The organism is Xanthomonas sp. WHRI 6108 (assembly GCF_040202385.2).
In the GTDB taxonomy this organism is placed as follows: domain Bacteria; phylum Pseudomonadota; class Gammaproteobacteria; order Xanthomonadales; family Xanthomonadaceae; genus Xanthomonas; species Xanthomonas arboricola.
Window position 1 is genome coordinate 2,294,092 of sequence record NZ_CP168198.1, and the last position, 25,289, is coordinate 2,319,380.

The following is a 25,289-nucleotide window of genomic DNA, read 5'->3' on the forward strand; positions in this document are numbered from 1 at the left end:
AGGACACGCCGCAAGTACGTCCCTGTAGGCCCTTACGCGGCATCCATGCAGCGTAAGGTCCCGCGAGGGTGGGCGGGCAAGGACTTGTCGAGATGCTCGGTGTGCAGAGTTTTCAATAAAACAGCCTGCAAACTTCCTGGTGCGGTGTCCTCGCCGATTGCGGGACCGTGTGGCGGCATGGATGCTGCCACCGAGCCTGCACGGACGGATTCACGCCGTGTCCCGCGGGCGGCGAGGGCACCGCGCGCTCGACTGACACGGCTTTTGACCTGGATATTTGATCGGTATGCACGCGTCCTAGATGAGGCTTCCGAGCACAGCCGTGCAGTAGCTCTGTTGGGCGCTGTTAGTCATGCCAGGCGACAGTGCCTGCGATACAGGGTGCACGCTGTTGGTGCAAGGCTGCACGAAAGACGGGACTGGTGAGCTGCAATGGCGTGTCGGTAGGCTGTCGTGAAATCGGACGCGCTGCATCCAAAACGCTATTTTTCAATGACTTGTATCGTCGTGATGCTCAGGTGAGCAAGTTGGCACGTTGATTGCGTAGTGACTCCGTGCAGGTGCAACGGCGTACCTGCCACAACACGAACACGATGCAGCGGATCAACGGCGATCCGCACGCATCCAGGACAACGGCGTCCTTCCGGTTTTACCGGAGGGGCGCCGTTTTTTTTGGCCATCGCATTCGAAGAGGTCTCTATGCAGCGCTCGTTCTGGCGATCCGGGCACACGCCCACCTTGTTCGCATCCTTCCTGTATTTCGACCTGAGCTTCATGGTGTGGTATCTGCTCGGTCCGCTGCAGGTACCGATTGCGCAGTCGCTGGGGCTCGATACGCAGCAGCGTGCCTTGATGGTGGCGGTGCCGATCCTGTGCGGCGCGGTGCTGCGGCTGGTGCTGGGCATGCTGGCCGACCGTATCGGTGCCAAGCGCGCGGGCGTTGTCGCACAAGTTGCGGTGATCGCTTCGTTGTTTGGTGCCTGGCAGTTCGGCGTGCACAGCATGGGGCAGGTGTTGTTGCTGGGCGTGTTGCTCGGCATTGCCGGCGCTTCGTTCGCGGTTGCGCTGCCGCTGGCCTCGCGCTGGTACCCGCCCGAGCATCAGGGCACCGCGATGGGGATTGCCGGGGCGGGCAACTCCGGCACCGTGCTGGCGGCGTTGTTCGCACCGATGCTGGCGTTGGCGTTCGGTTACCAGAACGTGTTCGGACTGGCATGCATTCCGCTGCTGCTGACGCTGGTCGTATTCGTCCTGATTGCGAAAGAAGCGCCCGTACCGGTCGCGCGCAAGCGCTGGTCCGACTATGGCCGCGTGTTGGTGGCCAACCGCGACGCGTGGCGCTTCATGTTTTTCTATTCGGTGACCTTTGGCGGTTTTTCCGGGTTTGCCAGTGCATTGCCGGGCTACTTCCACGACCAGTTCGGCTTCGATGCGCGCACTGCAGGGTGGGCGACGGCTGCCTGCGTATTGGCGGGTTCGGTGATGCGTCCGTTGGGCGGTGTGATTGCGGACCGCATTGGCGGCACGCGCGCCTTGCTCACTGTCTATCTGCTGGTGGCTGCGCTGGTGGGCATCGCAGGCTTCGGCGCGGGCGGGGCAATGGTGACGCTGGCCTTGTTCGTACTGACCCTGCTGTGTCTGGGTGCCGGCAATGGCGCGGTGTTTCAGCTGGTGCCGCAGCGGTTTGCGCAGGACATCGGCGTGATGACCGGCTTGATCGGCATGGCCGGCGGCATCGGCGGGTTTGCGCTGGCTGCGGGCCTGGGCGTGCTCAAGCAGCACACCGGCAGTTATGCGATGGGCATGTGGATGTTCGCTGCGTTCGCACTCGGTGGTTGGGCGCTGCTGGCCGGGGTCAAGACACAGTGGCGTAGCGAATGGTCCAGCGCCGGCGCGGCGCGGGTCTGACATGTCGACAGGAATCCAGGCAATGAAGCAACCCAGACTCGTCGTCATCGGCAATGGCATGGCCGGCATCCGCACCGTGGAGGAACTGCTCAAGCTGATGCCGGGCATGTACCAGATCACCGTGTTCGGGGCCGAGCCGCATCCCAACTACAACCGCATCCTGCTGTCGCCGGTGTTGGCCGGCGAGCAGGAGTTCGACGACATCGTGCTCAATCCGTTGCAGTGGTATCAGGACAACGGCATCTGCTTGCATCTGAACAAGGAAGTCACCCGCATCGATCGGGTACGTCGCCGCGTGATCGCCGCCGATGGCACCGAGGCGGAATACGACCGCTTGTTGATCGCCACCGGTTCGGTGCCGTTCGTGTTGCCGATTCCCGGTAACGAATTGAAGGGCGTGATCGGCTACCGCGATATCCAGGACACCCGCACGATGATCGAGACCGCGCGCAGCAAGCGGCACGCGGTGGTGATCGGTGGCGGTCTGCTGGGGCTGGAAGCGGCCAATGGCCTGAAGCTGCGCGGGATGGACGTGACCGTGGTGCATCTGGCCGGGTGGTTGCTGGAGCGCCAGCTCGATCCGGTAGCCGGCAATCTGCTGCAGCAGGCCCTGCGCGCGCGCGGGCTGGAGTTCAGGCTGAGCACGGCGACCAGTGCAGTGCTGGGCAACGCGCAGGGCGAGGTGATTGGCGTGAAGTTCGCCGATGGCAGCGAGATCCCGGCCGACCTGGTGGTGATGGCAGCGGGCATCCGCCCGAATACGCGGCTGGCCGAAGAAGCCGGCATCCACTGCGCGCGCGGCATCGTGGTCAACGACAGCCTGCAGAGCTTCGACCCACGCGTGTACGCAGTGGGCGAGTGCGCAAACCATCGTGGCATTGCCTACGGACTGGTGGCGCCGCTGTTCGAGCAGGCCAAGGTGTGCGCGAATCACCTGGCGCAGTTCGGTATCGGCATCTATCGCGGTTCGGTGGCGTCGACCAAGCTCAAGGTCACCGGGATCGATCTGTTTTCCGCCGGCGATTTCATGGGCGGCGATGGCTGCGAGGAGATCGTGCTGTCCGACCCGGCCGGCGGGGTCTACAAGAAGCTGGTGATCCGCGACGACGTGCTGGTCGGCGCCTGCCTGTACGGCGACACCAGCGATGGCGGCTGGTACTTCAAGCTGCTCAAGGACGGCACGCCGATCCGGGCGCAGCGCGATCAACTGATCTTCGGCGAAAGCGCGCTGGGCGATGCCGGTACCGGCGGACAGGATCGCGCCAGTGCGATGGCCGACAGCGACGAGGTCTGCGGCTGCAACGGCGTGTGCAAGGGCACCATCGTCAAAGCCATCAGCGAGCAGGGGTTGTTCACCGTCGACGAGGTGAAGAAGCACACCAAGGCCGCCAGTTCCTGCGGGTCATGTACCGGCCTGGTCGAGCAGATCCTGATGAACTGCCTGGGCTCCAACTTCCAGGAAACACCGAAAACCAAGGCGGTCTGCGCCTGCACCGATCTGAGCCATGGCGATGTGCGGCGCGCCATTGCCGAACACAAGCTGCTGACCCATGCGCAGGCCTATGCCTTCATGGAATGGCGCACGCCCAACGGCTGCGCCACCTGCCGGCCGGCGATCAACTACTACATGTTGTCGAGCTGGCCGCATGAGGCCATCGACGATCCGCAATCGCGTTTCATCAACGAGCGTGCGCACGCCAACATCCAGAAGGACGGTACCTTCTCGGTGATTCCGCAGATGAAGGGCGGGGTGACCAATGCCGGCGAGCTGCGCCGCATTGCCGATGTCGCCGACAAATACGCGGTGCCGATGGTCAAGGTGACCGGTGGCCAGCGCATCGACCTGCTCGGGGTCAAGAAGGAAGATCTGGTCGATGTCTGGCGCGATCTGGGCATGCAGTCCGGGCATGCGTACGGCAAGTCGATCCGCACGGTGAAGACCTGCGTGGGCAGCGAGTTCTGCCGCTTCGGAACCCAGAACAGCACGCAGATGGGCATCGACCTGGAAACCATGCTGGCCAATATGTGGAGCCCGCATAAGGTCAAGCTGGCGGTGTCCGGCTGCCCGCGCAATTGCGCCGAATCCGGCATCAAGGACGTGGGCATCATTGCGGTGGATTCGGGGTGGGAGCTGCATGTGGGCGGTAATGGCGGCATCAAGACCGAGGTCGCCCGCTTCCTGGTCAAGGTGAGCACCACCGAGGAAGTGCGCGAATACACCGGTGCGTTTCTGCAGCTGTATCGAGAGCAGGCGTATTACCTGGATCGCACCGTGCACTACATCGCACGGGTGGGGCTGGATTACATCCGCGCACAAGTGGTGGATGACGCGGCCAACCGGCGTGCCTTGTACGAACGCCTGCTGTACTCGCTGGAAGGCCTGGTCGACCCGTGGAAGGCGCGTATCGCCGGCGAACGGAAGCAGGAGTACCAACCCTTGCGCATCGCCGCGCCGGCCGCAACGGTGGAGGAATGAGCATGCAGCAGACCGCGTGGATTCGCGTGTGTGCGCTGCAGGAGCTGCCTGCATTGGGTGCGCGCGTACTCGAGATCGAGGGCATTGCACCGATCGCCTTGTTCCGCACCGCCAGCGATCAGGTGTTTGCGTTGCGCGACCGTTGCCCGCACAAGGGCGGGCCGTTGTCGCAGGGCATCGTGGCCGGCGACACGGTGACCTGCCCGTTGCATGGCTGGGCGATCGCCTTGCAGAGCGGCCAGGCCTGCGCACCGGATGTGGGCTGCGCGCCGCGTTACCCGGTCAAGGTCGAAGCCGATGCGGTATGGATCGTGTTGCAGCCGGTATCGCTGCCGGATGCAGTCGCCGAGCCGGCCGCATGAGCGACGGCCAGCAGCTACCTTTGATCGCTGCGGCGGTACAGCCGCAGACGTCTGCGCCGATGCATCGCATCACCCGGTCGACCTGCTGCTACTGCGGGGTGGGCTGCGGGGTGCTGATCCACAGCGAGCACGACACGCATGGCGAACGCATCGTCGGCATCGAAGGCGACCCGCTGCATCCGGCCAATCATGGCCGGTTGTGCAGCAAGGGCCTGGCCTTGCCGCAGACCGCCGCCAGTACGCAGGGGCGCGTGCTCGCGCCGGAGCTGCGTCGTCATCGGCAGGCACCGCGGGCGGCGGTGAGCTGGGATCAGGCGCTCGATCACGTCACCGGCAAGCTGGCGGCGATCGTCGAGGAGCACGGCGCGGACGCGGTGGCGTTCTATCTCTCGGGACAGCTGCTGACCGAGGACTATTACGTCTTCAACAAGCTCGCCAAGGGCCTGCTGGGCACCAACAACATCGACACCAACTCGCGCCTGTGCATGTCCAGCGCGGTTACCGCCTACAAGCTGGCGCTGGGCGCCGATGGCCCGCCCACCTGTTACGAGGATCTGGAGCTGGCACAGACGGTACTGTTTGCCGGCAGCAACATGGCGTATGCGCATCCGGTGCTGTTTCGCCGGCTGGAAGAGGCGCGGGCGAAAAATCCCGCCATTCGCTGGATCGTGATCGATCCGCGTCGCACCGACACCGCGGTCATGGCCGACCTGCACCTGGCGATCGAACCCGGGACCGACGTCGCCCTGTTCAACGGCATGCTGCACCACCTGATCTGGGAGGGTCTGGTGGATGCGCGTTTCGTTGCGGCGCACACCGAGGATTTCGACGCCCTCAAGCACATGCTGCGCGAGTACACCCCGCGCATGAGCGCCGAGATCTGCGGTATCTCGCACGAGGACCTGGTGCAGGCGGCCGAGTGGTTTGGACGCAGCCCGGCGGCATTGTCGCTGTACTGCATGGGCCTGAACCAGTCCGCGCAGGGCACCGACAAGAATCTGGCCCTGATCAATCTGCATCTGGCGACGGGGCAGATCGGCAAGCCGGGCGCAGGGCCGTTCTCGCTGACCGGCCAGCCCAATGCGATGGGCGGGCGCGAGGTCGGCGGCATGGCAACGATGCTGGCGGCGCATCGCGAGATCGGCAATGCCGACGATCGTGCGGAACTGGAACGTCTGTGGCAGTTGCCCGCCGGCCGTCTGAGTGCCACGGCCGGTACACCGGCCGTGCAGTTGTTCGAGCGTCTGCGTGCGGGCACGTTGAAGGCGGTGTGGATCGTCTGCACCAACCCCGTGCATTCGATGCCGGAGGTGGAGGGCATTCGCGCCGCACTGGAACAGGCCGAACTGGTGATCGTGCAGGACGCGTTTTCCGGCACCGACACCGTGCCGTACGCCGACGTGCTGTTACCGGCCGCCAGCTGGGGCGAGAAGGACGGCACCGTGACCAACTCCGAGCGCCGTATCACCCGCGTGCGCAAGGCGGTGGACGCGCCGGGCCAGGCGCGCGCGGACTGGTGGATCGCCCGCGAAGTCGCACGCCGGCTCGAAGCGCGTCTGGCACCTGCCAGCGATGCAGGGCTGTTCGGGTTCGACAGCACCGCGCAGATCTTCGACGAGCATCGCGCGTTGACGGTGGGGCGCGATCTGGACATCGGCGGGCTGGATTACCCGCTGCTGGATGACGCGCCGCAGCAGTGGCCGTTCCCTGCCGGTGCCGCACACGGGCAGGCGCGGCGCTATACCGATGGCGTGTTCGCCACCGGCAACGGGCGCGCGCGCTTCCACGCCACGCCGTATCGCAAGGTGGCCGAGCCGACTTCGGCCCGCTTTCCGATGCGCTTGCTGACCGGCCGCCTGCGCGATCAATGGCATGGCATGTCGCGCAGCGGACGCGTGCCGGCAGCGTTTGCGCATAGCCCCGAACCCGCGTTGCGCATGCATCCGGACGACGCAGCGCGGCGCGGCCTGGTCGCCGGCGAGCTGGTGCAGATCGCCAGCAAGCGCGGTGCGCTGGTGCTGCCGCTGGAACTGTCCGACGAACTGCGCTCGGGCAGCGTGTTCGCCGCGATGCATTGGAGCGGGCAGCACCTGTCCAGCGGCGGCATCAACCAAGTGAGCAGCCCGGCGGTGGATGCGCGCTCGCAGCAGCCCGAGCTCAAGCATGCGGCGGTGCGGGTGGAGAAGGCGGTGTTCGGCTGGCATCTGCTCGCTGCCCGGCGCGGCGATGCGTTGGCCTTGCAACAGGCACTGCAGCCGCTGTTGCGCGATTGCGGCTATGCATCGCTGCGGCTGCATGCCGAGCCGCTGGCCGAGGCCGGCGGGCACTGGGCGGTCCTGCATGCGGCCTGCGAACGCGCGCCGGATGCGCATTGGCTCGATCGCCTGATCGCCGCATTGCAGTTGCCGGCCGGCGCAGACGTGCTGGAGTACCGCGACCTGCGCCGCGGGCTGCTGCGTCGTGTGGGCTGGCGCGTGCAGGACGGCCACAGCCATATCGACGGCCTGCTGCTCAGCGCGGCGCAGCCCAGCGAGGCCAATCAGGCGTTGCTGCGCAGCGCATTGGCAGGCCGGCCCTGGCGCGGCCCGCGGCTGGCGGTGTTTGCGCAGACGCTGGGCGCGCCCAGCGACCCGATCGTCTGCAGCTGCATGCAGGTGTCGACTGCTGCGATCCATGCCGCCATCGACGACGGCGCCGACCTGCACCAGCTCAAGCAACGCCTGGGCTGCGGCACGGTCTGCGGCTCCTGTGTTCCGCAACTCACCCGGCTGTGCCGGCAACCCCGACACGCCTGAGTGCCTGTCCCGACCTCCACATATTGCGAGACCTGCTCATGTCAGTCATTCCGTCCTGCGCGCGTGATGTGGTGTTGTTGTCCGCCGGCCCCGGCGATCTGGATCTGCTCACCATCAAGGCGGTCAAGGCGCTGGCTGCCGCGCAGGTGCTTCTGCTGGACGATCTGGCCAACCCGCAGATCGTCGAACTCGCACCGCAGGCGCGGGTGATCCGGGTCGGCAAGCGCGGTGGCTGCCGCTCGACGCCGCAGGACTTCATCTGCCGGCTGATGCGGCGCTACGCCGTGCAGGGCTTGCGCGTGGTGCGCGTCAAAGGCGGCGAGGCGCTGCTGTTCGGGCGCGCGGGCGAGGAGATCAGCTTCCTGCGCCGCGCCGGTGTGGGCGTGCAGATCATCAACGGCGTCAGTGCCGCATTCGCCGCCGCATCCGCACTGGAAGTGTCGCTGACCCATCGCAGCCATTGCCACGGCATCACCTTCGTCACCGCGCATACGCACGATCACGGCGAGCCGAATTGGGGCGCACTGGCCGCCAGCGGCACCACGCTGGGCATCTACATGGGCCTGCGGCGTGCCGATGCCTTGGCCACCGCGTTGCTGGCGCATCTGCCGGCCAGCACGCCGGCGGCCATCGTGCAGGCCGCCACCCGGCCCGAGCAGCAACGCCGGCTGACCACCCTGGGCGAGCTGGGACTTACCGCCGCCGCCATGCTGCCGGGCTTGCCCACCTTGCTGCTGGTGGGCGCTGCCTTGTCCGAGGCGGCAGCGCAGTGCGACGACCGCTTCGGCATGGCGCTGGAGCAGGCAGCGGGGTGAGCGCGATCTGCTGAGCGCCGCGTGCGGCGATCCACGCACCATCGTCGGCGCGTCTCAACGGGCAACGCGGTGTGCGAGCACGCCCGCGCGGGTGTCGCTACGTGATGCGCACGCGCTACGGGCGAGAGGTCACACCGAGCAAGTCCGGCCTGCGGTGAGCAGTGCGCAGCATGTAGCCGCATCGCTTGCCGCTCCCGGTTCCGGTTTGCTGGCGCATTGGACAGCAGTGGACAGGGCAGGACAGTGATCGATCAGTCCCATGCTGCATGCCCGGTGGAGCGGCGACAGCTGCACAGTCAGTTCGTCGGTATGGCCGCATTGGTAGCGCTACCGATGGATAAAACGCGGACCCTGCCGCGGCGCGTGGCAGGAGTGCAAGATTTGCACAGCGAGCGCAGCTGTTTTTTCCTGCATTGTGGCGCTTGGCGCCGTCTCGCATGGCTGCACGGCTTGGCACGATAGTTGCGTTACCCCTCCTACCAGTGGCGTGATCGACGCATCGAGAGGAGGCACAGTGGAAGACGGACAAAGCAGTACTCGTAGCCGGCGCGGTTTTGCCGCATTGGATCCTGAAAAGCGCCGCGTGTTGGCGAGCAGCGGCGGCAAGGCAGCACATGCCAGCGGGAACGCACACGAATTCACCAGCGACGAGGCACGCGAAGCTGGCCGCAAGGGCGGCCAGGCCGTGAGCCGCGATCGCGATCATATGTCGCGGATCGGCAGCAAGGGTGGGCGTTCCAAACAAGCCAAACCTCAGGAAGAGGCCGTCTAGGCGAGCGTGCGGCGCGCATCCGGCGCGCCGTTCTCGCTGCAGCGGACCGCAGGCCCTGCACGTCACGTGCAGGGCCTGCGGCGTTTTTGCGGACACCTCCGCCGCGTCAGCAGATCGGCCTGAACAATCGATTGCAGTTGTGTGTGTTCTGCGAAGCATCTGCGTCTTGCCTTGCTCGGCCAAGCAGTGGCGCAGAGGTTGATGTGCAATGCATCGTCAGGACCTCGGAAGTTTTTTCACTCGTCCTCGCGCGCACGCGATCGATTGCAGGGAAATATCTGCCCATTCCCCGGCGCGCTCACCCAGGCGACTGCAGGATTTGCATCCATCTGCAGAATTTTCGTGATCAACAGCCTGGGTTGGCTCCCTGGGGATTGATGGAAGGCTCGGGATGCCACCGCATGGCAGCGCGTCTGCGTTGGCCCTTGCGACCGCCAAGCATTGCAGCCGTGTCAGCGCACACGCAGCGTCAAGCCAACGACCGCTTCGTCACGACATTGCGCCTGCCGAAGGTGACGCGCCCGTTGTCGCGGGACTTGTCGACGCGCACACTCGCAAAGTCGGCCCTAACCGGACTCGACCTTACGGGCGGTTGTCATCATCGGGTTCGTCGTCGAATGGACCGCCATGCACGGAGCGCTTACGCTGGCCGTCTTTCATTGGACGGCACCGGTAATGACACAGCGCATGGCGTATCCGATCGGCACACCACGGCAGCCCTGGGGCGCGGCAGAGCGCGCCGCATGGCGCGCACGCCAGCTGCGTCAGCGCAGTCATGCTGACGATGTGGTGCGAGTGATCGATGCACTGGATGCCAGTTATGAGCGCGTGCATTACGGAACGATCCCGGCGGCATCCGAGCAATACCCGTTGATCGCGCTGCGCAGCGTGGCGTGGGACGCCGCTTTGCCCTGCGCGCTGGTGACCGGTGGCGTGCATGGCTATGAAACCAGCGGCGTGCAGGGCGCGCTGCAGTTTCTGCAGCAACGCGCGGCGGCCTATGCAGGCAAGCTCAATCTGCTGGTGGTGCCTTGCGTCAATCCATGGGGCTACGAGCGGATCCAGCGCTGGAATGCCGATGCCATCGACCCCAATCGCGCGTTTCGGCCGGACAGCCCGGCCGCCGAGTCGGCGGCATTGATGCAGCTGGTCGCCCCAGTGGCCGGCCAGATGCTGGTGCATATCGATCTGCACGAAACCACCGACAGCGACGAGGGCGAATTTCGTCCGGCCCTGGCGGCGCGTGATGGCGTCGACTTCGTGCCCGGCAGCATTCCGGATGGGTTTTACCTGGTGGGCGATAGCGAAGATCCGCAACCGCAGTTTCAGCAGGCCATCGTTGCCGCCGTCGCCGAGGTCACCCATATCGCACCTGCCGATGCGAACGGCCAGATCATCGGCGCAGCGGTGGTCGCTCCTGGCGTCATCAACTACCCGGTGCGGCGTCTTGGCCTGTGCGCGGGCGTCACCAACGCGCGCTATCGCACCACTACCGAGGTGTATCCGGACAGCCCGCGCGCAACGCCCGCACAGTGCAACGCCGCGCAGGTGGCTGCGATCTGCGCGGCGCTGGACTACGCGCTCGCCCAGCGCTGACAGCATGGACTGGCGCCAGATCGACGCTGGCGTCGCGGCGATGTCAGCCATCTGCAGCACGGCCCACGCATGCATGCCCTGAGCCACCGCACGGCTAGACTATGCAGTTCTTCAAGCGCATGGACGATCCCGAATGACTCACGATGCGATAGACGGTGCACGCAGACGCCTGCTGGGCGGCGCGATGGGAATGGCCATCAGCGGCGGCGTGCTTGCCAGGCAACCCAAGACGGAGAACACGATGGCGCAAGACACGCAGTGGCAGGACGGCAGCTGGCTCAATCGGCCACGGACCGTCGCAATCAGCGGCGGCACCTTGGACGTGGTTACCGACAAGGCCACCGACTTCTGGCGCAAGACGCATTACGGGTTCACGCGCGATAGCGGGCATTTTTTCGGTATCACCGCCGCAGCGCGCTTCACTGCGCAGTTGCGGGTGCGCGCGCAGTACGAGTCGCTCTACGATCAGGCCGGCATCATGGTGCGTGTGGACGAGCAGCATTGGGTCAAGGCGGGTATTGAACTGAGCGATGGCCGCGCGATGCTCAGTAGCGTGTTGACCAACCCGGTCTCGGACTGGGCGACCGGCCCTTACGAGGCCGACCCCAAGGACTTCTGGATACGCGCCACCGTTGCCGACGGCGTTCTTCGCCTGCAGGTGTCGGCCGATGGCCGGACCTGGCCGCTGGTGCGGCTTTGCCCGTTTCCTGTTGCCGATACGTACCAGGTCGGCCCGATGTGCTGCACGCCGGAGCGTGCCGGGCTGAAGGTGCGTTTTTCCGACTGGACGCTAGGTCCGCCGCTGGGCAAGGATTTGCACGATCTGAGTTGATGGCCGTGTGGCAACGCAGCTTGCGCGCTGCGTTGCCACGCACATCACTGCAGGAGGTGAGGGCGGCGTAGTGTGGGTCGATCAAGGACGATGCACGCGCCGACCGCACGCGGGCAGCTCGGATCACGGCAAGCGCTGTTCTGCCACCGCGCTTGCCACATAGGCCGCCACCAGCTCCGCCTCCATCGGCCGGGCCAGCAGATAGCCCTGCGCTTCATCGCATCCCCAACTGCGCAGCAGCGCGATTTCGTCGGCGTGTTCGATGCCTTCTGCCACGGTGCGATATCCCAGCGCGCTGGCCAGGCGTACCACCGCCTCGGCGCGCAGCTGCATGCCGGTCTTGGTGGCGATGCCGGTCACCAGCGAGCGATCGAGCTTGAGCACGTTGACCGGCAGCTCGGTGAGGTAGCCGAAGTTGCTGTAGCCGGTGCCGAAGTCGTCGATGGCGACATTGACTCCGGCGTCACGCAGGGCGCGCAGCCGTGGTACGGCCTCCACATTGCTGCGCAGCCAGCGGCCCTCGGTGATCTCCAGCTCGATGCGCTGGGTGGGGATGGCCAGCTCCCTGCAGCGATGGATGACGTCTGCGGCGAGATTGCGGTTGCCAAAATCGCGCGAAGACAGATTGATCGACATGGAGAAGTCCAGCCCCTGCGCACGCCAGCTGGCCAACTGCACCAATGCGTTTTCGATCACCCAATTGGTGACGGTGCACATCAAGGCGGTCTTTTCGAACAAGGGGATGAATTCGTCCGGACCGATCGGGCCAAGGCTGGCATGCCGCCAGCGCAACAGTGCCTCGAAGCCGGTCACCGACAAGTCTTCAAGGTTGATCCGTGGCTGGAACACCAGCCGGAAATCGCCTGCTTCCAGCGCCTTTTCGGCATCCAGTGCCAACCGGTACGAACGCTGGATCGCGTCGTCGTGCGAGGCGCTATACCAGCATACGATGGCGTGATTGCTGATCGCATCACCCAGTGCCACCAGCCCCTTGCGCATGACGTCGTTGGTGTCCGGTTGTTGCGGTGCAAAGCGCACGACGCCAGCGTGAAAGGTCAACGACATCGGGATGCCGGCTGCGTCCATCGGCGCATGCAGCATGTCGCGCAGATCGAGCAACAGGTCTTCCATCTCGTCGGGCGCGGAATTCAACAGAAAAAACGCAAAGCGCATCGGTGCCACGTGATAGACGGTGGCCTTGCCGCGCAGCGCGCGCGTCAGTACATAGCTGGCGTGGCGCGCCAGTTCTTCCAGCGGCTGCATGCCCAGTGCCTGACGTGCTTCATTGGCTGCCTGGGTGTCGTAGACCTCGATGAAGGCAGCGATGGTCGGTACGCAGTGGCTGCCGAAGGCGAGGGCATCCAGGTCCGACTGCAACTGGCGTGCATTGAGCAGGCCGCTGTGCGGTTCGCGCCGCCCGGCGCCGAACTGCAGTTCCAGTTGCGCCGCGGCCACATTGGCGAACATCAGCAGCTGTTGGTGTTCCTGGCTGGCCAGGCGACGCTCGCGCGTATCGATCACGCACAAGGTGCCGGAGACGCCGGTCTGCGGTGCACCGACCGGGACGCAGGCAATAAAGCGCGCCGGCAAGCCCGGGAAGGCGGCGTCGCCCAGTTGGATCGGGGCAAGGGCGGCAGGTTCGATCAGTTCCGTGACGCCATTGGGCGCCGCAGACGCATGCCGGCACAATTCAATGGCCTGCTCGACATGGGCGGCACTGATGCCGCGCGCCGCCAGCACGCGCACGCGGCCGCCCTCGACGATGGTCAGTGCGGCCGCAGGCGCAACCAGGGCATGGCACAGCAGACGCGCGATCTGATCGAGCGGCTCCATGCCACCCAGGTCGATCGGCACGCCCGACCAGTCGAACTGCTGTTGCTGCCGTTTGGTGTCCAAAGCGAGCGTCATGTCGTCAGTTTCCGTGTTGAAGATCACACACTGCCTGGCTACTACAAACAAACCGAGGTCGTTGACAGGTGACGATCATCGGGCACTAAAACCTTTTCGAATAAGCCGGCCTCTTCAATAAACTCCATCGCAGGATATCGAGCGCGACAATAAACTGGACGGGCGGAGTGGCTGCACACAAATACCGCAATCAATGAATGGCGTCGAAAGTTGGTGGTGGTCTTAATGGTAAAAGCGGGCTCATTAAATCAAATGACGGCACTGCATTGATCAGGTTTTCACTCCTGCACCGCAACATCCCACACAAAAGTTGTAGTCGAAATGGTTCGGCTCGCTAATATCCGGGTGACCGCATCAGATCGCTTTAAATCATTCGGACTCATCCAGCCATATTCCGCTTTACCACTGAATTATGCCATGTTTTATTTGAATTCTGCCGCACATGATCTGTGGCGCCTGCCGCATGAGGTAGCGCGATAACGCTGACGGGCACGAGTAAACCAGTCGACAGTTTGGGCGTGTGTCATGGATAGTTTCCTGGTTAGTGATATTCGGCACAGTTTCAGGCATGGCGCTTTCCCTATTAATCTCCCACTATTATTCGCAGGGAATGGTATTAAACGTACTCATCCGTAGGCGATACCGGTTGGTACGGCACAAGCTGTTTTAAACCGACTCGACAGTAAATCAACTTTCTGCTGTTGGAGAGCGCGTGTGTGTGTGCGTGAGTCTCTGCACGGCGATACAGGGGGAATAAAATGAATCGTGCATTTGCGCTGGTCTGGAACGCGGCGATTGGTAATTGGGTGGTGACGCACGAGCTGGTACGTCGGCGGCGCAAGCCCGGGGCAACCCGCCGCAGCGTGTCGAGCCTGGTCGTGCTGGCGGTGGGAGCCGCCGCACCGATGCTGGCCTGGGGGGCGTGCACACCTGCACTTCCAGCAGCGGGCGCCACCGTCACCTGCACGGGGTTGCCAATCACCAGCAACAGCTTCGCAAGCAGCGCAAACAACCTGACCATCAACGTTGCGGCAGGCACGCAGATGACCGCCGGGCTGCTGGGCGGCACCGCCATTGCGCTCACCGGCACCAATGCCACGCTCAACAACAGCGGTACGATCGACCCCTCGGCGCTCGGCCTGTTGTCGGTGTTGAGCACCGGCGTCAGCATGGGCAATGCCAGCTCCACCACGGTGACCGCCAATAATCTCGCCACCGGCGCGATTTACGGCACCGGCGGCCTGCTGGGGGCGAACCTGCTCAATCTCGATGGCATGGCGCTTGGCATCACCTCGGCCAGCAATGGCGTCGTGCAGATCAACAATGCCGGGCTGATCGATAGCCGTGCATTGTTGAACCTGTCGGTGCTGAGTGCGGATACGCCGGTGATAGCAGTCAGCGGCGGCGGTACCGTCAATGCGGTCAACACCGGCACCATCAACGGGCGCGTCGGCTTCCAGAGTTCGGCCACCGGCAACAGCTTCGTCAACGCCGGCACCATCAACGGCAGCGTGTCGATGGGGGCGGGCAGCACCAACAGCTTCACGGCGGTGACTGGCGGCAGCGTCAACAGCGGCGGCGGGCTGGCGCTGGAACTGCTTGGGCCGGGGGGCTTGCTGAGCTTCGCGCAGACCGGTGTGGTGGATGGCGGCGCAGGCGGCACCAATACGCTGATCCTGCAGAATTCGGCCACCGGCACTGGCAGCGGCAGCACCGGCGTCGGGACGCTCAGCACCGCGCAATACATCAATTTCGGCAGCCTGCGCGTCAATAGCGGCACCTGGTCGGTCGGGGGCGGAAGCAACTTCGGCAGCAGCGCGCTCAATGGCGGCGTACTGCAGTTCGCCAATCCTGCGCAGCTAGGCACTGCCATCACCGCCAATGGCGGTGCGCTGGAGGCGACAGCCGCCGGCCTGAGCCTGTCGCCTGCCGGCGGCATCGCCTTGGGAGCAGGTGGCTTGACCCTGCAGGGCGCCAATGCCCTGACCATTGCCAGCCCCATCGTCGGTACCGGTGCGCTGACCAAGACCGGGACCGGTGCGTTGGGCCTGACCGGCAGCAATACCTTCAGCGGAGGCGTCAACCTGCTCGGCGGCTCACTGACGGTGGGAACCAATGGCGCACTGGGAACAGGCGCCGTCAACGTGTCAGCCGGCAGCGTGCTTTCCAGTGCGGCGGTCGACTTGCCGAATGCGTTCGTGCTCAACGATTTCATCGGCATCGGCGGCGCCAACACCTTGCGGATTGGCGGCGGCATCAGCGGCGCCGGCGCGTTGAACAAGATCGGCACCGGCACGCTCACCCTGGGCGGCAGCAATACCTATGCAGGCGGCACGACGCTGGGCGCGGGGACGCTGCGGATCGAAACCAATACCGCGCTCGGAGCGGGCACGGTGACAGCCGCCGGTGGGCAGCTGGATACCAGCGCTCCACTGACCCTGGCCAACAATGTTGCCTTGACCAATACGCTGGGCCTGGGCGCCAGCGGCAACGCGCTGACCCTGACCGGCACGCTTGCCGGCGCGGGTGGTGTCAACAAGACCGGCACTGGCACGCTCGCGCTCAACGGCGCCAACACCTTCGCTGGCGGAACCACGCTGGCATCGGGCACCTTGCAACTGGGCAGTGCCTCGGCACTGGGAACCGGCGGCTTGAACGTCACCGGCGCGTCCAACCTCAGCAGCAGTGCGCCACTGACGGTGGCCAACGGCATCAGCCTTGGCGGACCCTTGAACTGGACCGGCGCGCAGGCGCTGACATTGAGCGGTGCCATCAACGGTGGCGGCAGCCTGATCAAGAGCGGTGCGGGCGACCTCACCCTAACCGCTAACAACGCCTACACCGGTGGCACCAGCTTGAGTACCGGGCGCCTGGTGGTGGGCTCGAACGCGGCCCTGGGCACCGGTACCCTGACCGCAAGCGGCGGCGAGCTGGATGCCACCGCTGCGGCAACCCTGGGCAACACGATTGCACTCACCGGTAGCTTGGGGGTGGGCAGCAGCGGCAATGCCTTGAACCTGACCGGCGCCATTGGCGGCACCGGTGCGTTGACCAAGCTCGGCACCGGCAGCTTGACCCTGGGCGGCCTGAACACCTATGCCGGCGGCACCAACCTCACTGCCGGCACCTTGCAGGTGGCCAGCGGCACCGCGCTGGGCACGGGTGCGTTGAACGTCACCGGCAATGCGGCCCTGCAAAACACGGCGGCCACCTCGTTGAGCAACGCGATCGCGTTGACTCCAGGTGCGCTGACACTGAGTGGGGCGCAAGCATTGACACTGAGTGGCGCGATCAGCGGCACCGGGAGCCTGATCAAGTCCGGCAGTGGCGACCTCACGCTGAGCGGCAACAATCTGTACAGCGGCGGCACCACGCTCAGCGCCGGCACACTGACGGTGGGCAGTGACACCGCGCTCGGTGTTGGCGCGCTCAGCGCAGCAGCCGGTACCACCCTGGACAATGCAACCGTCAGCACGCTGGCCAATGCCATTGCCTTGGCCGGCCTGGTCAATGTGGGTGGCAGCAACGCGCTCACGCTTACCGGCGCCATCACCGGCGTGGGCAGCCTGGACAAGCTGGGCCCCGCCAGCCTGACCCTGGCCGGTAACAATAGCTACACCGGCGGCACGCGCCTGAGTGCAGGCAGCCTGATCCTGGGCAGCGACACCGCCTTGGGTCTTGGCACCCTGACCGTCGGCGGCGGACTGCTCGACAGCACCGCCGCACGCGTGCTCGCCAACAACGTGGCGCTGGAAGCGGACCTGCAGCTCGGCGGCAGCCAGGATCTCACCCTCACCGGTGAGGTCAGTGGCGTGGGTGGCGTGGTCAAGAACGGCAATGCTGCATTGACGCTGGCTGGACCCAACAGTTTTGCCGGTGGCGTGGATCTCAATGCAGGCGCGCTGCTGATCGGCGACGGCGCAGCACTGGGCACCGGGGCGCTGACCGCTGCCGATGGCACGCAGCTGCAGGCCACTGCCGCGACCACGATCGGCAACGCTGTGGTGCTCAACGGTGCGCTTTCGCTCACCGGCAACAACGATCTGGGCGTCACCGGCATCGTCAGTGGCGCAGGCAGCCTGATCAAGCAGGGCGCCGGTGCGTTGACCCTCACCGGCAACAATGTCTATACCGGCGGCACCTTGCTCGACACCGGCATCCTGTCGGTCGGCAGCGACAGCGCGCTCGGCACCGGCGCGCTCACCGCTGCCGATGGCACACAGCTCACTGCCAGCACGGCGGTGACCTTGCAGAACGCGGTCAATGTCGCCGGCCAACTCGCCATCGATGGCCAGAACCTCACCCTCGATGGCGTGGTCGACGGCGCCGGTCGCCTGATCAAGAACGGCAGGCAAACGCTCACGCTCAATGGCAACAACACCTGGGCGGGCGGACTGCAACTGCAGGGCGGCGCAGTGGTGGTCGGCAGCGACACGGCATTGGGCTTGGGCACGCTGAGCGCCGCCGCGGGCACCACACTGGATGCCAGCAGCGCGGTGACGCTGGGCAATGCACTTGCGTTGAATGGCGCACTCACCTTGCCTGGCACGCAGGACATCACGCTCAACGGCGTCGTCAGCGGTATCGGCAGTCTCGACAAGCAAGGCGCTGCCACGCTGACCTTGGCCAATGCCAATACCTTCAGCGGCGGCGTTGCGCTGGATGCGGGGCGTGTGGTGCTCGGCAACGACGCTGCGCTGGGCGTGGGTGCGCTGCTGGTCGGCGGCCCTGCCGAACTGGATGCCGCTGCCGCGCTGACGCTGGGCAATGCGGTGCAGTTGAACGATCAGCTCACGCTGGTCGGCAGCAACGATCTCGGTTTGAACGGTGCCATCACCGGCAGCGGCAGCCTGATCAAGAATGGCGCCACCACGTTGTCGCTCAACGCGAGCAACAGCTATAGCGGTGGCACCACGTTGACGGCCGGCACCATTGCGGTCGGCGCCAACGACGCACTCGGCACCGGCAGCCTGTCGGTGGTCGGCAATGCAGCGCTGAGCAACGCGATTGCGGTGGCGCTGGGCAACGACATCGCGCTTGGCGCAGCGCTCACCGTGGATAACGGTGCGGACATGCTGGTCAGCGGCAGCATCAGCGGTACAGGCGACTTGATCAAGACCGGTGCCGGCACCCTGACCTTGAATGGCAGCAACACCTACACCGGCCCGCTGGCGATCCAGGCCGGCACGCTGGTTGCGAGCACCGCCGCGTCGCTTGGCAACGCCAGCAACGTCGATGTCGTTGCAGGGGCGGTGCTGAATCTCAGCAACGGCGGCCTGATCAGCGCGCTCAGCGGCGCCGGCAATGTCACTACCGATGCCGGCGGTACGCTGCAGTTGGGCGGTGGCGATTTTGGCGGCAGCCTTGGTGGTGGCGGCAATCTGGACAAGGTCGGCGCCGGCACGGTGCGCCTGCTCGGCAACAGCGCGATCGGCGGTGCCACCCAGGTTAGCGGCGGTACCCTGGATGTGATCGGCACCCTGGGCACCAGCGCAGTGAACGTGGCGCTAGGCGGCACGCTGACCGGCACCGGCACCACCGGCAACGTGGGAAGCAATGTGACCATCGCCGACGGTGGCCGGCTTGCATTGACCAGTGGCTCCTCGCTCAGCGTGGGTGGCCTGACCCTGGCACCGGGTGCGTTTTTGGATGTCGCACTGGCAGCGCCGAGCAATACGCGGCTGCTCGCGGTCAATGGCGACCTCACCCTGGACGGCACGCTCAACATCACCGACATCGGTGGGTTCGGCACGGGTGTGTACCGGCTGATCGACTACACCGGCCTGCTCACCAACAACGGTCTGGCGATCGGCCTGTTTCCGGGCAGCGTGGATCTCAGCCAGCTCGCACTGCAGACCGCCATCGGCCAGCAACTCAACCTGGTGGTGACGGCACCGGGCAGCATCGTGCAGTTCTGGGATGGTGTCCAAACCACCGCCAACGGCACCGTCGACGGCGGTGCAGGAACCTGGGGGGCGGCGACCAACTGGACCAACCAGGACGGCAGCGCCAACAGCACCTGGCAAGGCGATTTTGCGGTCTTTGCCGGCAACGCAGCCGCCGTCGGCGTGGTGGGCACGCAGAGCATCGGCGGCCTGCAGTTCGTCACCGATGGCTATCAGCTGACCGATGCCGGCGCGGGTGGATTGGCTGTGACTGCGCCGTTGACCGCGATCCGTGTGGATCCGGGTGCAACCGCCAGCATCGATGTCGCCATTTCCGGCAGCGGTGGCGTGGAAAAGCTCGACACCGGCACGCTGGTGCTCGATGCGGCCAACAGCTATACCGGCGGCACCGCCCTCAGCGGCGGCACCCTGGTGCTGGGCGACGCGCAGGCGCTGGGCACCGGCACCCTGACCGCAGCAACCGGCACCAACCTCGATAGCAACCAGGTATTGGCGGTCGGCAATGCAGTGGTACTCGATGGCGCGCTCAACCTGGTCGGCAGCAACGACCTGCGCCTGTCCGGCCCGATCAGCGGCGCGGGCAGTGTGATCAAGAACGGCGCGTCCACGCTTACGCTCGACGGCGCCAACAGCTACGTCGGCGGCAGCGTGTTGAACGCAGGCACCCTGGCGGTTGGCAGCAACACCGCGCTCGGTGTCGGCAGCCTGTCGGTGCTGGGCAATGCCACTTTGAGCAACGCGATTGCGCTGGCACTGGGCAATGCGGTCAATCTCGGTGCCGATCTGACCATTGCCAGCGCGGACGATCTGGGCCTGACCGGGGTGCTGAGTGGCGCGGGTGCGTTGACCAAGACGGGCCTGGGCACCTTGACCTTGTCCGGCGGCAACACGTTCACCGGCCCGGTGTCGGTGCAGGCCGGCGTGCTCGCCACCGCCGCCCCCGGCGCGTTGGGCAACACCAGCGTCGTGGATGTGGCCGCAGGTGCCGGGCTCTCGCTCGGCAGCAATGCGGCCTTGGGTGCAGTGACCGGGCAGGGCAACGTCGCGGTGCTGGGCGGCACCACGCTGCAGCTTGGCGCCAACAACGTCGGCAGTACTTTTGCCGGCAGCCTGAGCGATGCAGGCAATCTGGACAAGGTCGGCACCGGCACCTTGCAGCTCACCGGCACCAGCGCGCTTGGCGGCACCACCCAGGTCACCGCCGGCACGCTGGACGTGGATGGCACGCTGGCCAGTGCAGGTGGCCTGACCGTGGGCAGCGGTGCCAGCTTGAGCGGCAGCGGCGTGGTCGATGCGGCGGTCACGGTGAATGACGGCGGCCGCCTGGTGGTGACCAGTGGCGCCGTGTTGACCACCGGCAGCCTGAGCCTGGCTCCCACTGCCACGCTGGACGCGTTCCTGGGCATCCCCAGCCAGACCGGCGTGTTGGCGGTCAATGGCGATCTCACCCTGGACGGCACGCTCAACATCACCGACATCGGCGGCTTCGGCACCGGTGTGTATCGCCTGATCGACTACAGCGGTGGCTTGACCGACAACGGCCTGGGCATCGGCACGCTGCCAGGTACGATCGATCCCACCCAGCTGACGTTGCAGACCGCGCTGGCCCAGCAGATCAACGTGGTGCTGCTGGCGCCCGGCAGCAACGTGCAGTTCTGGGATGGTGCGCAGACCATTGCCAATGGCAGCATCGATGGCGGCGCAGGCGTCTGGGCCGCAGGCCCCACCAACTGGACCTCGATCGATGGGCTGAGCAACAGCGACTGGCAGAACAGTTTTGCCGTGTTCGCCGGCACCGCCGGCAATGTAGGCGTGCAGGGCACGCAAGGCATTACCGGCATGCAGTTCATCAGCGACGGGTATGTGCTGAGCGATGCTGGCGGCGGTGCATTGAGCGCCAATGCGGCCACCACCATCATCCGTGTCGACCCTGGCGTCACCGGCACCATCGATGTGGGCATCGGCGGCACCGGCACGCTGCAGAAACTCGACACCGGCACGCTGGTGCTGAGCGCCGCCAACACCTACACCGGCGGCACCGCGCTCGGCGGCGGCACGCTGGTGCTGGGCGATGCGCAGGCACTGGGCACCGGCACGCTGACCGCGGCAGCCGGCACCAGCCTCGATACCGACCAGGCATTGGCCGTGGGCAATGCGGTGGTGCTCGACGGTGCGGTGACGCTGCTTGGCAGCAACGATCTCGCCCTGACTGGCGCCATCAGCGGTGCCGGCAGCGTGATCAAGACCGGTGCATCCACGCTCACGCTCAGTGGCAACAACAGCTATGCCGGCGGGACCGCGCTGAGCGATGGCACCTTGTCGATCGGCAGCAACAACGCGCTGGGCACCGGCAGCTTGTCGGTGGTCGGCGCTGCGGTGCTGACCAACCCTGTTGCCGCAACCGTGGGCAATGCGGTCGTCCTCGGCGCTGCGCTGAGCGTCGACAATCCGGCAGACCTCACGCTTGCCGGCGATATCAGCGGCAGTGGCGCCTTGATCAAGACCAACACCGGCACGCTGACACTGGACGGCAGCAACAGCTACACCGGTGGCACGACGGTCAACGCCGGCACGCTGGTTGGCGACAGCGCCAGCCTGCAGGGAGCCATCGTCGACAATGCGACGCTGGCGTTCAACCAGGCGGCCGATGGCGTGTTCACCGGTTCGATCACCGGCACCGGCAGCGTGATCAAGGATGGCGTCGGTGCACTATTGCTCAACGGTGCGAACGCGTACACCGGCGGCACCACGATTGCGGCCGGTACCTTGATCGGCGACACCAGCAGCCTGCAGGGCGATATCGCCAACAACGCGGCACTGGTGTTCAACCAGAACACCGGCGGCGTGTATGCCGGCACGCTCAGCGGCACCGGCTCGCTGCAGAAGGCCGGCACCGGCGCGCTGCAACTGCTCGGGCCCAACACCTATACCGGCGGCACCGTGATCAGCGCCGGCAGCCTGATCGGCAACACCACCAGCCTGCAAGGCAATATCGTCGACAACGCCACGCTGGTGTTCGATCAGGCCAGCGATGGTGTGTTCGCCGGCGCGGTCAGCGGCACCGGCAGTGTGGTCAAGCAGGGGACGGGTGCGTTGACGCTTGCCGAAGCCGGCAACTACAGCGGCGGTACCGTACTTGCCAGCGGTAGCTTGGTGCTGGGTGATGCACAGGCGCTGGGCACCGGAACGTTGACCGCCGCGACCGGCACCACGTTGGATACCGATCAGGCACTGACAGTGACCAACGCAGTCGAGCTGGCAGGTGCAGTCGCGTTTGCGGGCAGCAACGATCTCACCTTGACCGGTGCTGTGACCGGCACCGGTGGGTTGATCAAGAATGGGGTTTCCACGCTGACACTGGATGGCAGCAGCAGCTACACCGGTGGCACGACGGTCAACGCCGGTACGCTGGTTGGCGACAGCGCCAGCCTGCAGGGAGCCATCGTCGACAATGCGACGCTGGTGTTCAACCAGGTGGCCGATGGCGTGTTCACCGGCTCGATCACCGGCACCGGCAACGTGATCAAGGATGGCGCCGGCGCACTATTGCTCAACGGTGCGAATGGGTACACCGGCGGCACCACGATCACGGCCGGTACCTTGATCGGCGACGCCAGCAGCCTGCAGGGCGATATCGCCAACAACGCGGCACTGGTGTTCAACCAGAACACCGGCGGCGTGTATGCCGGCACGCTCAGCGGCACCGGCTCGCTGCAGAAGGCCGGCACCGGCGCGCTGCAACTGCTCGGGCCCAACACCTATACCGGCGGCACCGTGATCAGCGCCGGCAGCCTGATCGGCAACACCACCAGCCTGCAAGGCAATATCGTCGACAACGCCACGTTGGTGTTCGATCAGGCCAGCGATGGTGTGTTCGCCGGCGCGGTCAGCGGCACCGGCAGTGTGGTCAAGCAGGGGGCGGGGGCGCTGACGCTGGTTGCGCCCAATACCTATAGCGGTGGCACCACCATTGCCAGCGGCAGCCTGATCGGTACCACCACCAGCCTGCAGGGCAATATCGTCGACAACGCGACACTGGTGTTCGACCAGGCCGGCGATGGCACGTTTGCCGGCAACATCACCGGCAGCGGTACGTTGATCAAGAACGGCGCGGGCGCGTTGACGCTGGATGGTGTCAACGCCTATCTCGGTGGCACCACGATCAATGCGGGCACATTGATTGGTGATACCGACAGCCTGCAGGGCAATATCGCCAATGCCGGCGCACTGGTGTTCCAGCAGACCGCCAATGGCACCTACGCCGGGATCCTGTCGGGTACCGGCAGTCTGCTCAAGGATGGTGTGGGCACCTTGCTGGTCACCGCAAACAGCAGTGGCTTCACCGGCCCGACCACCATCGTCGCGGGCACCCTGAGCGTGGGTAACCCGGCCAATCCGGGCGCCGCGTTGGGCGGGCCGGTCACGGTGGGCCCGGGCGGCACGCTCACCGGCAGCGGCAGCATCGGCGGCCTGACCTCCGGTGGCACCGTGGCGATCGGCGGCAGCACCGGCACGATCAGCGTCGGCGGCAATGTCGCGCTTGCAAATGGCTCCACCCTGCAGGTCACGCCCGGTGCGGGCGGCACGGTGACGCCGATCAGCGTGGGCGGGGCGGCCACGCTGGCACCTGGCAGCACCCTGCAACTGGTACGTGCGACGGACCTGCCGTTGTTCACCGAGATCCCGGTCATCAGCGCCGCCGGCGGGCTGACCGGTCGGTTTACCAACGTCGTTTCCGACTACGCCTTCGTCACGCCGAATGTCAGCGCCAGTGCCACGGCGTTGTCGGTATCGTTTGGTCGCAACACCGTGGCCATGGTCGATGCGGTCACCGCGCCAAACCAGCAGGCCGCCGCAGCTGCGGTGGATGGCTTGCCGACCACCAGCCCGGTCTACCAGGCAGTGGTGCGCCTGCCCGACGACCCGCAAGCGATCAGCACGGCGTTTGCCTCGCTGTCGGGCGAAAGCCATGCCAGCACGGCGACCGCTTTGCTGGATAGCCGCTTCCTGCTGAGCGGCGTCGGCAATCATCTGCGTGGCGACAGTCAGGATGCGCGGGTGGGCGATACCACGGTCTGGATCACCGGCCGTAGCCTGCCCAATCGTGTCGATGGAGATGCCAACACCGCTTCGGTGCGGCGCGAGGACAACGGCATCATGGCCGGTGCAGAACGGCGCATTGGCGAGCGCAGCGTGGTCGGTGTCGCGGTCGGTAATCAGGATATCGAAACCCGCTCGCGCGAATCCTTGGATCGTTCCGATATCGATGGCACCCATGCGGGCATCTACGCCCAGGCCGATTGGTCCGCGTTCGCTGTGCAGGCTGCGGTCGACTATGCGGACTACAGCGTGGACAGCAGCCGTCGGGTGATGTTGCCCGGCGTGCTCGAAGAGCGGCTGACCAGCAATTACGATGCAAAGGCCGTCACCGTGTCGCTGGAAGCGGCCTGGAACCTGCGCACCGGCAATGCGGTGTACAGCCCCTTCGTTGCGGCGGACTACACGCACCTGAAGACCGACGGCTTCGACGAGCGCGGCGGCATTGCCGGGCTGTCGGTGGACAGTGCCAAGGACGAGTACACCACCAGCACGGTGGGCGTACGCGGGCGTTGGCAGCTGGGTGCGGCGGCCGGGGTGTATGCCTCGGTGGGTTGGCGGCATGCGTTCGGCGACCGCGCCGTGGAGCGGTCGGCCGGCTTTGTCGGCAGCGGTTCGCAGTTCTCGGTGCAGAGCGTCACGCTGGCCAAGAACGCGGTAGTCGGCGAACTGGGCGTCAGCCTGATCACCTCGCCCAACAGCCGCATGGCGTTGTCGTTGCAGGGACTCAACGGTGATGGCCAGACCGCATACGGCGGCCAGGTCACCTGGGGCTGGAGCTTCTGATTCACCGCAGACCAAAAAGCCCCGGCATTGCCGGGG

10 protein-coding genes are annotated in these 25,289 nt (G+C 65.7%); 9 read left to right on the top strand and 1 reads right to left on the bottom strand.

Annotated elements, in window-relative coordinates; translation table 11 throughout:
- Positions 1 to 738 precede the first annotated feature (738 nt).
- The 8 genes from ABQ039_RS09860 to ABQ039_RS09895 all read left to right on the top strand — a co-directional run bounded on the left by ABQ039_RS09860 (position 739) and on the right by ABQ039_RS09895 (position 11,556).
- The gene (locus ABQ039_RS09860; protein ID WP_181098362.1) at positions 739 to 1,908 is read left to right on the top strand and encodes a NarK/NasA family nitrate transporter; all 1,170 of its coding nucleotides are present in this window, start codon (positions 739 to 741) and stop codon (positions 1,906 to 1,908) included.
- Between the two features lie 58 nt (positions 1,909 to 1,966).
- Entirely contained in the window at positions 1,967 to 4,384 is a 2,418-nt protein-coding gene (gene nirB, locus ABQ039_RS09865) for a nitrite reductase large subunit NirB (RefSeq protein WP_260298190.1), read from the top strand.
- Positions 4,381 to 4,746 (top strand): nitrite reductase small subunit NirD, encoded by a 366-nt coding sequence (gene nirD / locus ABQ039_RS09870; protein WP_081008620.1) that lies wholly within the window; start codon positions 4,381 to 4,383, stop codon positions 4,744 to 4,746. Before nirB ends, nirD begins: the two co-directional genes overlap by 4 nt.
- Positions 4,743 to 7,541 (top strand): nitrate reductase, encoded by a 2,799-nt coding sequence (locus ABQ039_RS09875; RefSeq protein ID WP_184611987.1) that lies wholly within the window; start codon positions 4,743 to 4,745, stop codon positions 7,539 to 7,541. Before nirD ends, ABQ039_RS09875 begins: the two co-directional genes overlap by 4 nt.
- A gap of 68 nt (positions 7,542 to 7,609) precedes the next feature.
- On the top strand, positions 7,610 to 8,356 hold the full coding sequence (cobA, locus tag ABQ039_RS09880; protein ID WP_184352759.1) for a uroporphyrinogen-III C-methyltransferase: 747 nt from the start codon (positions 7,610 to 7,612) through the stop codon (positions 8,354 to 8,356).
- Positions 8,357 to 8,870: 514 nt separating this feature from the next.
- The gene (locus tag ABQ039_RS09885; RefSeq protein ID WP_024940389.1) at positions 8,871 to 9,128 is read left to right on the top strand and encodes a KGG domain-containing protein; all 258 of its coding nucleotides are present in this window, start codon (positions 8,871 to 8,873) and stop codon (positions 9,126 to 9,128) included.
- A gap of 675 nt (positions 9,129 to 9,803) precedes the next feature.
- Positions 9,804 to 10,724, top strand: coding sequence for a M14 family metallocarboxypeptidase (locus ABQ039_RS09890; protein WP_184611986.1), 921 nt, complete (start codon positions 9,804 to 9,806; stop codon positions 10,722 to 10,724).
- 133 nt (positions 10,725 to 10,857) lie between these two features.
- Positions 10,858 to 11,556, top strand: a complete 699-nt coding sequence (locus ABQ039_RS09895; protein WP_024940387.1) for a DUF1349 domain-containing protein — start codon at positions 10,858 to 10,860, stop codon at positions 11,554 to 11,556.
- A gap of 123 nt (positions 11,557 to 11,679) precedes the next feature.
- Here the strand turns inward: ABQ039_RS09895 and ABQ039_RS09900 are convergent, their stop codons facing one another.
- Complete coding sequence (locus ABQ039_RS09900; protein WP_154831991.1) at positions 11,680 to 13,491, bottom strand: EAL domain-containing protein; 1,812 nt, start codon at positions 13,489 to 13,491, stop codon at positions 11,680 to 11,682.
- A 731-nt stretch (positions 13,492 to 14,222) separates the two neighbouring features.
- Between ABQ039_RS09900 and ABQ039_RS09905 the strand changes: the two genes are divergently transcribed.
- Positions 14,223 to 25,253: an autotransporter-associated beta strand repeat-containing protein gene (locus ABQ039_RS09905; protein ID WP_349777803.1), complete on the top strand. Its 11,031-nt coding sequence runs from the start codon at positions 14,223 to 14,225 to the stop codon at positions 25,251 to 25,253.
- The last annotated feature ends 36 nt before the right edge of the window (positions 25,254 to 25,289 follow it).

Excerpts from the sequence above, each read along its gene's own strand:
- nirB (WP_260298190.1), top strand. The coding sequence starts at position 1,967 with ATGGCCGGCATCCGCACCGTGGAGGAACTGCTCAAGCTGATGCCGGGC.
- nirD (WP_081008620.1), top strand. The coding sequence starts at position 4,381 with ATGAGCATGCAGCAGACCGCGTGGATTCGCGTGTGTGCGCTGCAGGAG.
- ABQ039_RS09875 (WP_184611987.1), top strand. The coding sequence starts at position 4,743 with ATGAGCGACGGCCAGCAGCTACCTTTGATCGCTGCGGCGGTACAGCCG.
- ABQ039_RS09890 (WP_184611986.1), top strand. The coding sequence starts at position 9,804 with ATGACACAGCGCATGGCGTATCCGATCGGCACACCACGGCAGCCCTGG.
- ABQ039_RS09895 (WP_024940387.1), top strand. The coding sequence starts at position 10,858 with ATGACTCACGATGCGATAGACGGTGCACGCAGACGCCTGCTGGGCGGC.
- ABQ039_RS09905 (WP_349777803.1), top strand. The coding sequence starts at position 14,223 with ATGAATCGTGCATTTGCGCTGGTCTGGAACGCGGCGATTGGTAATTGG.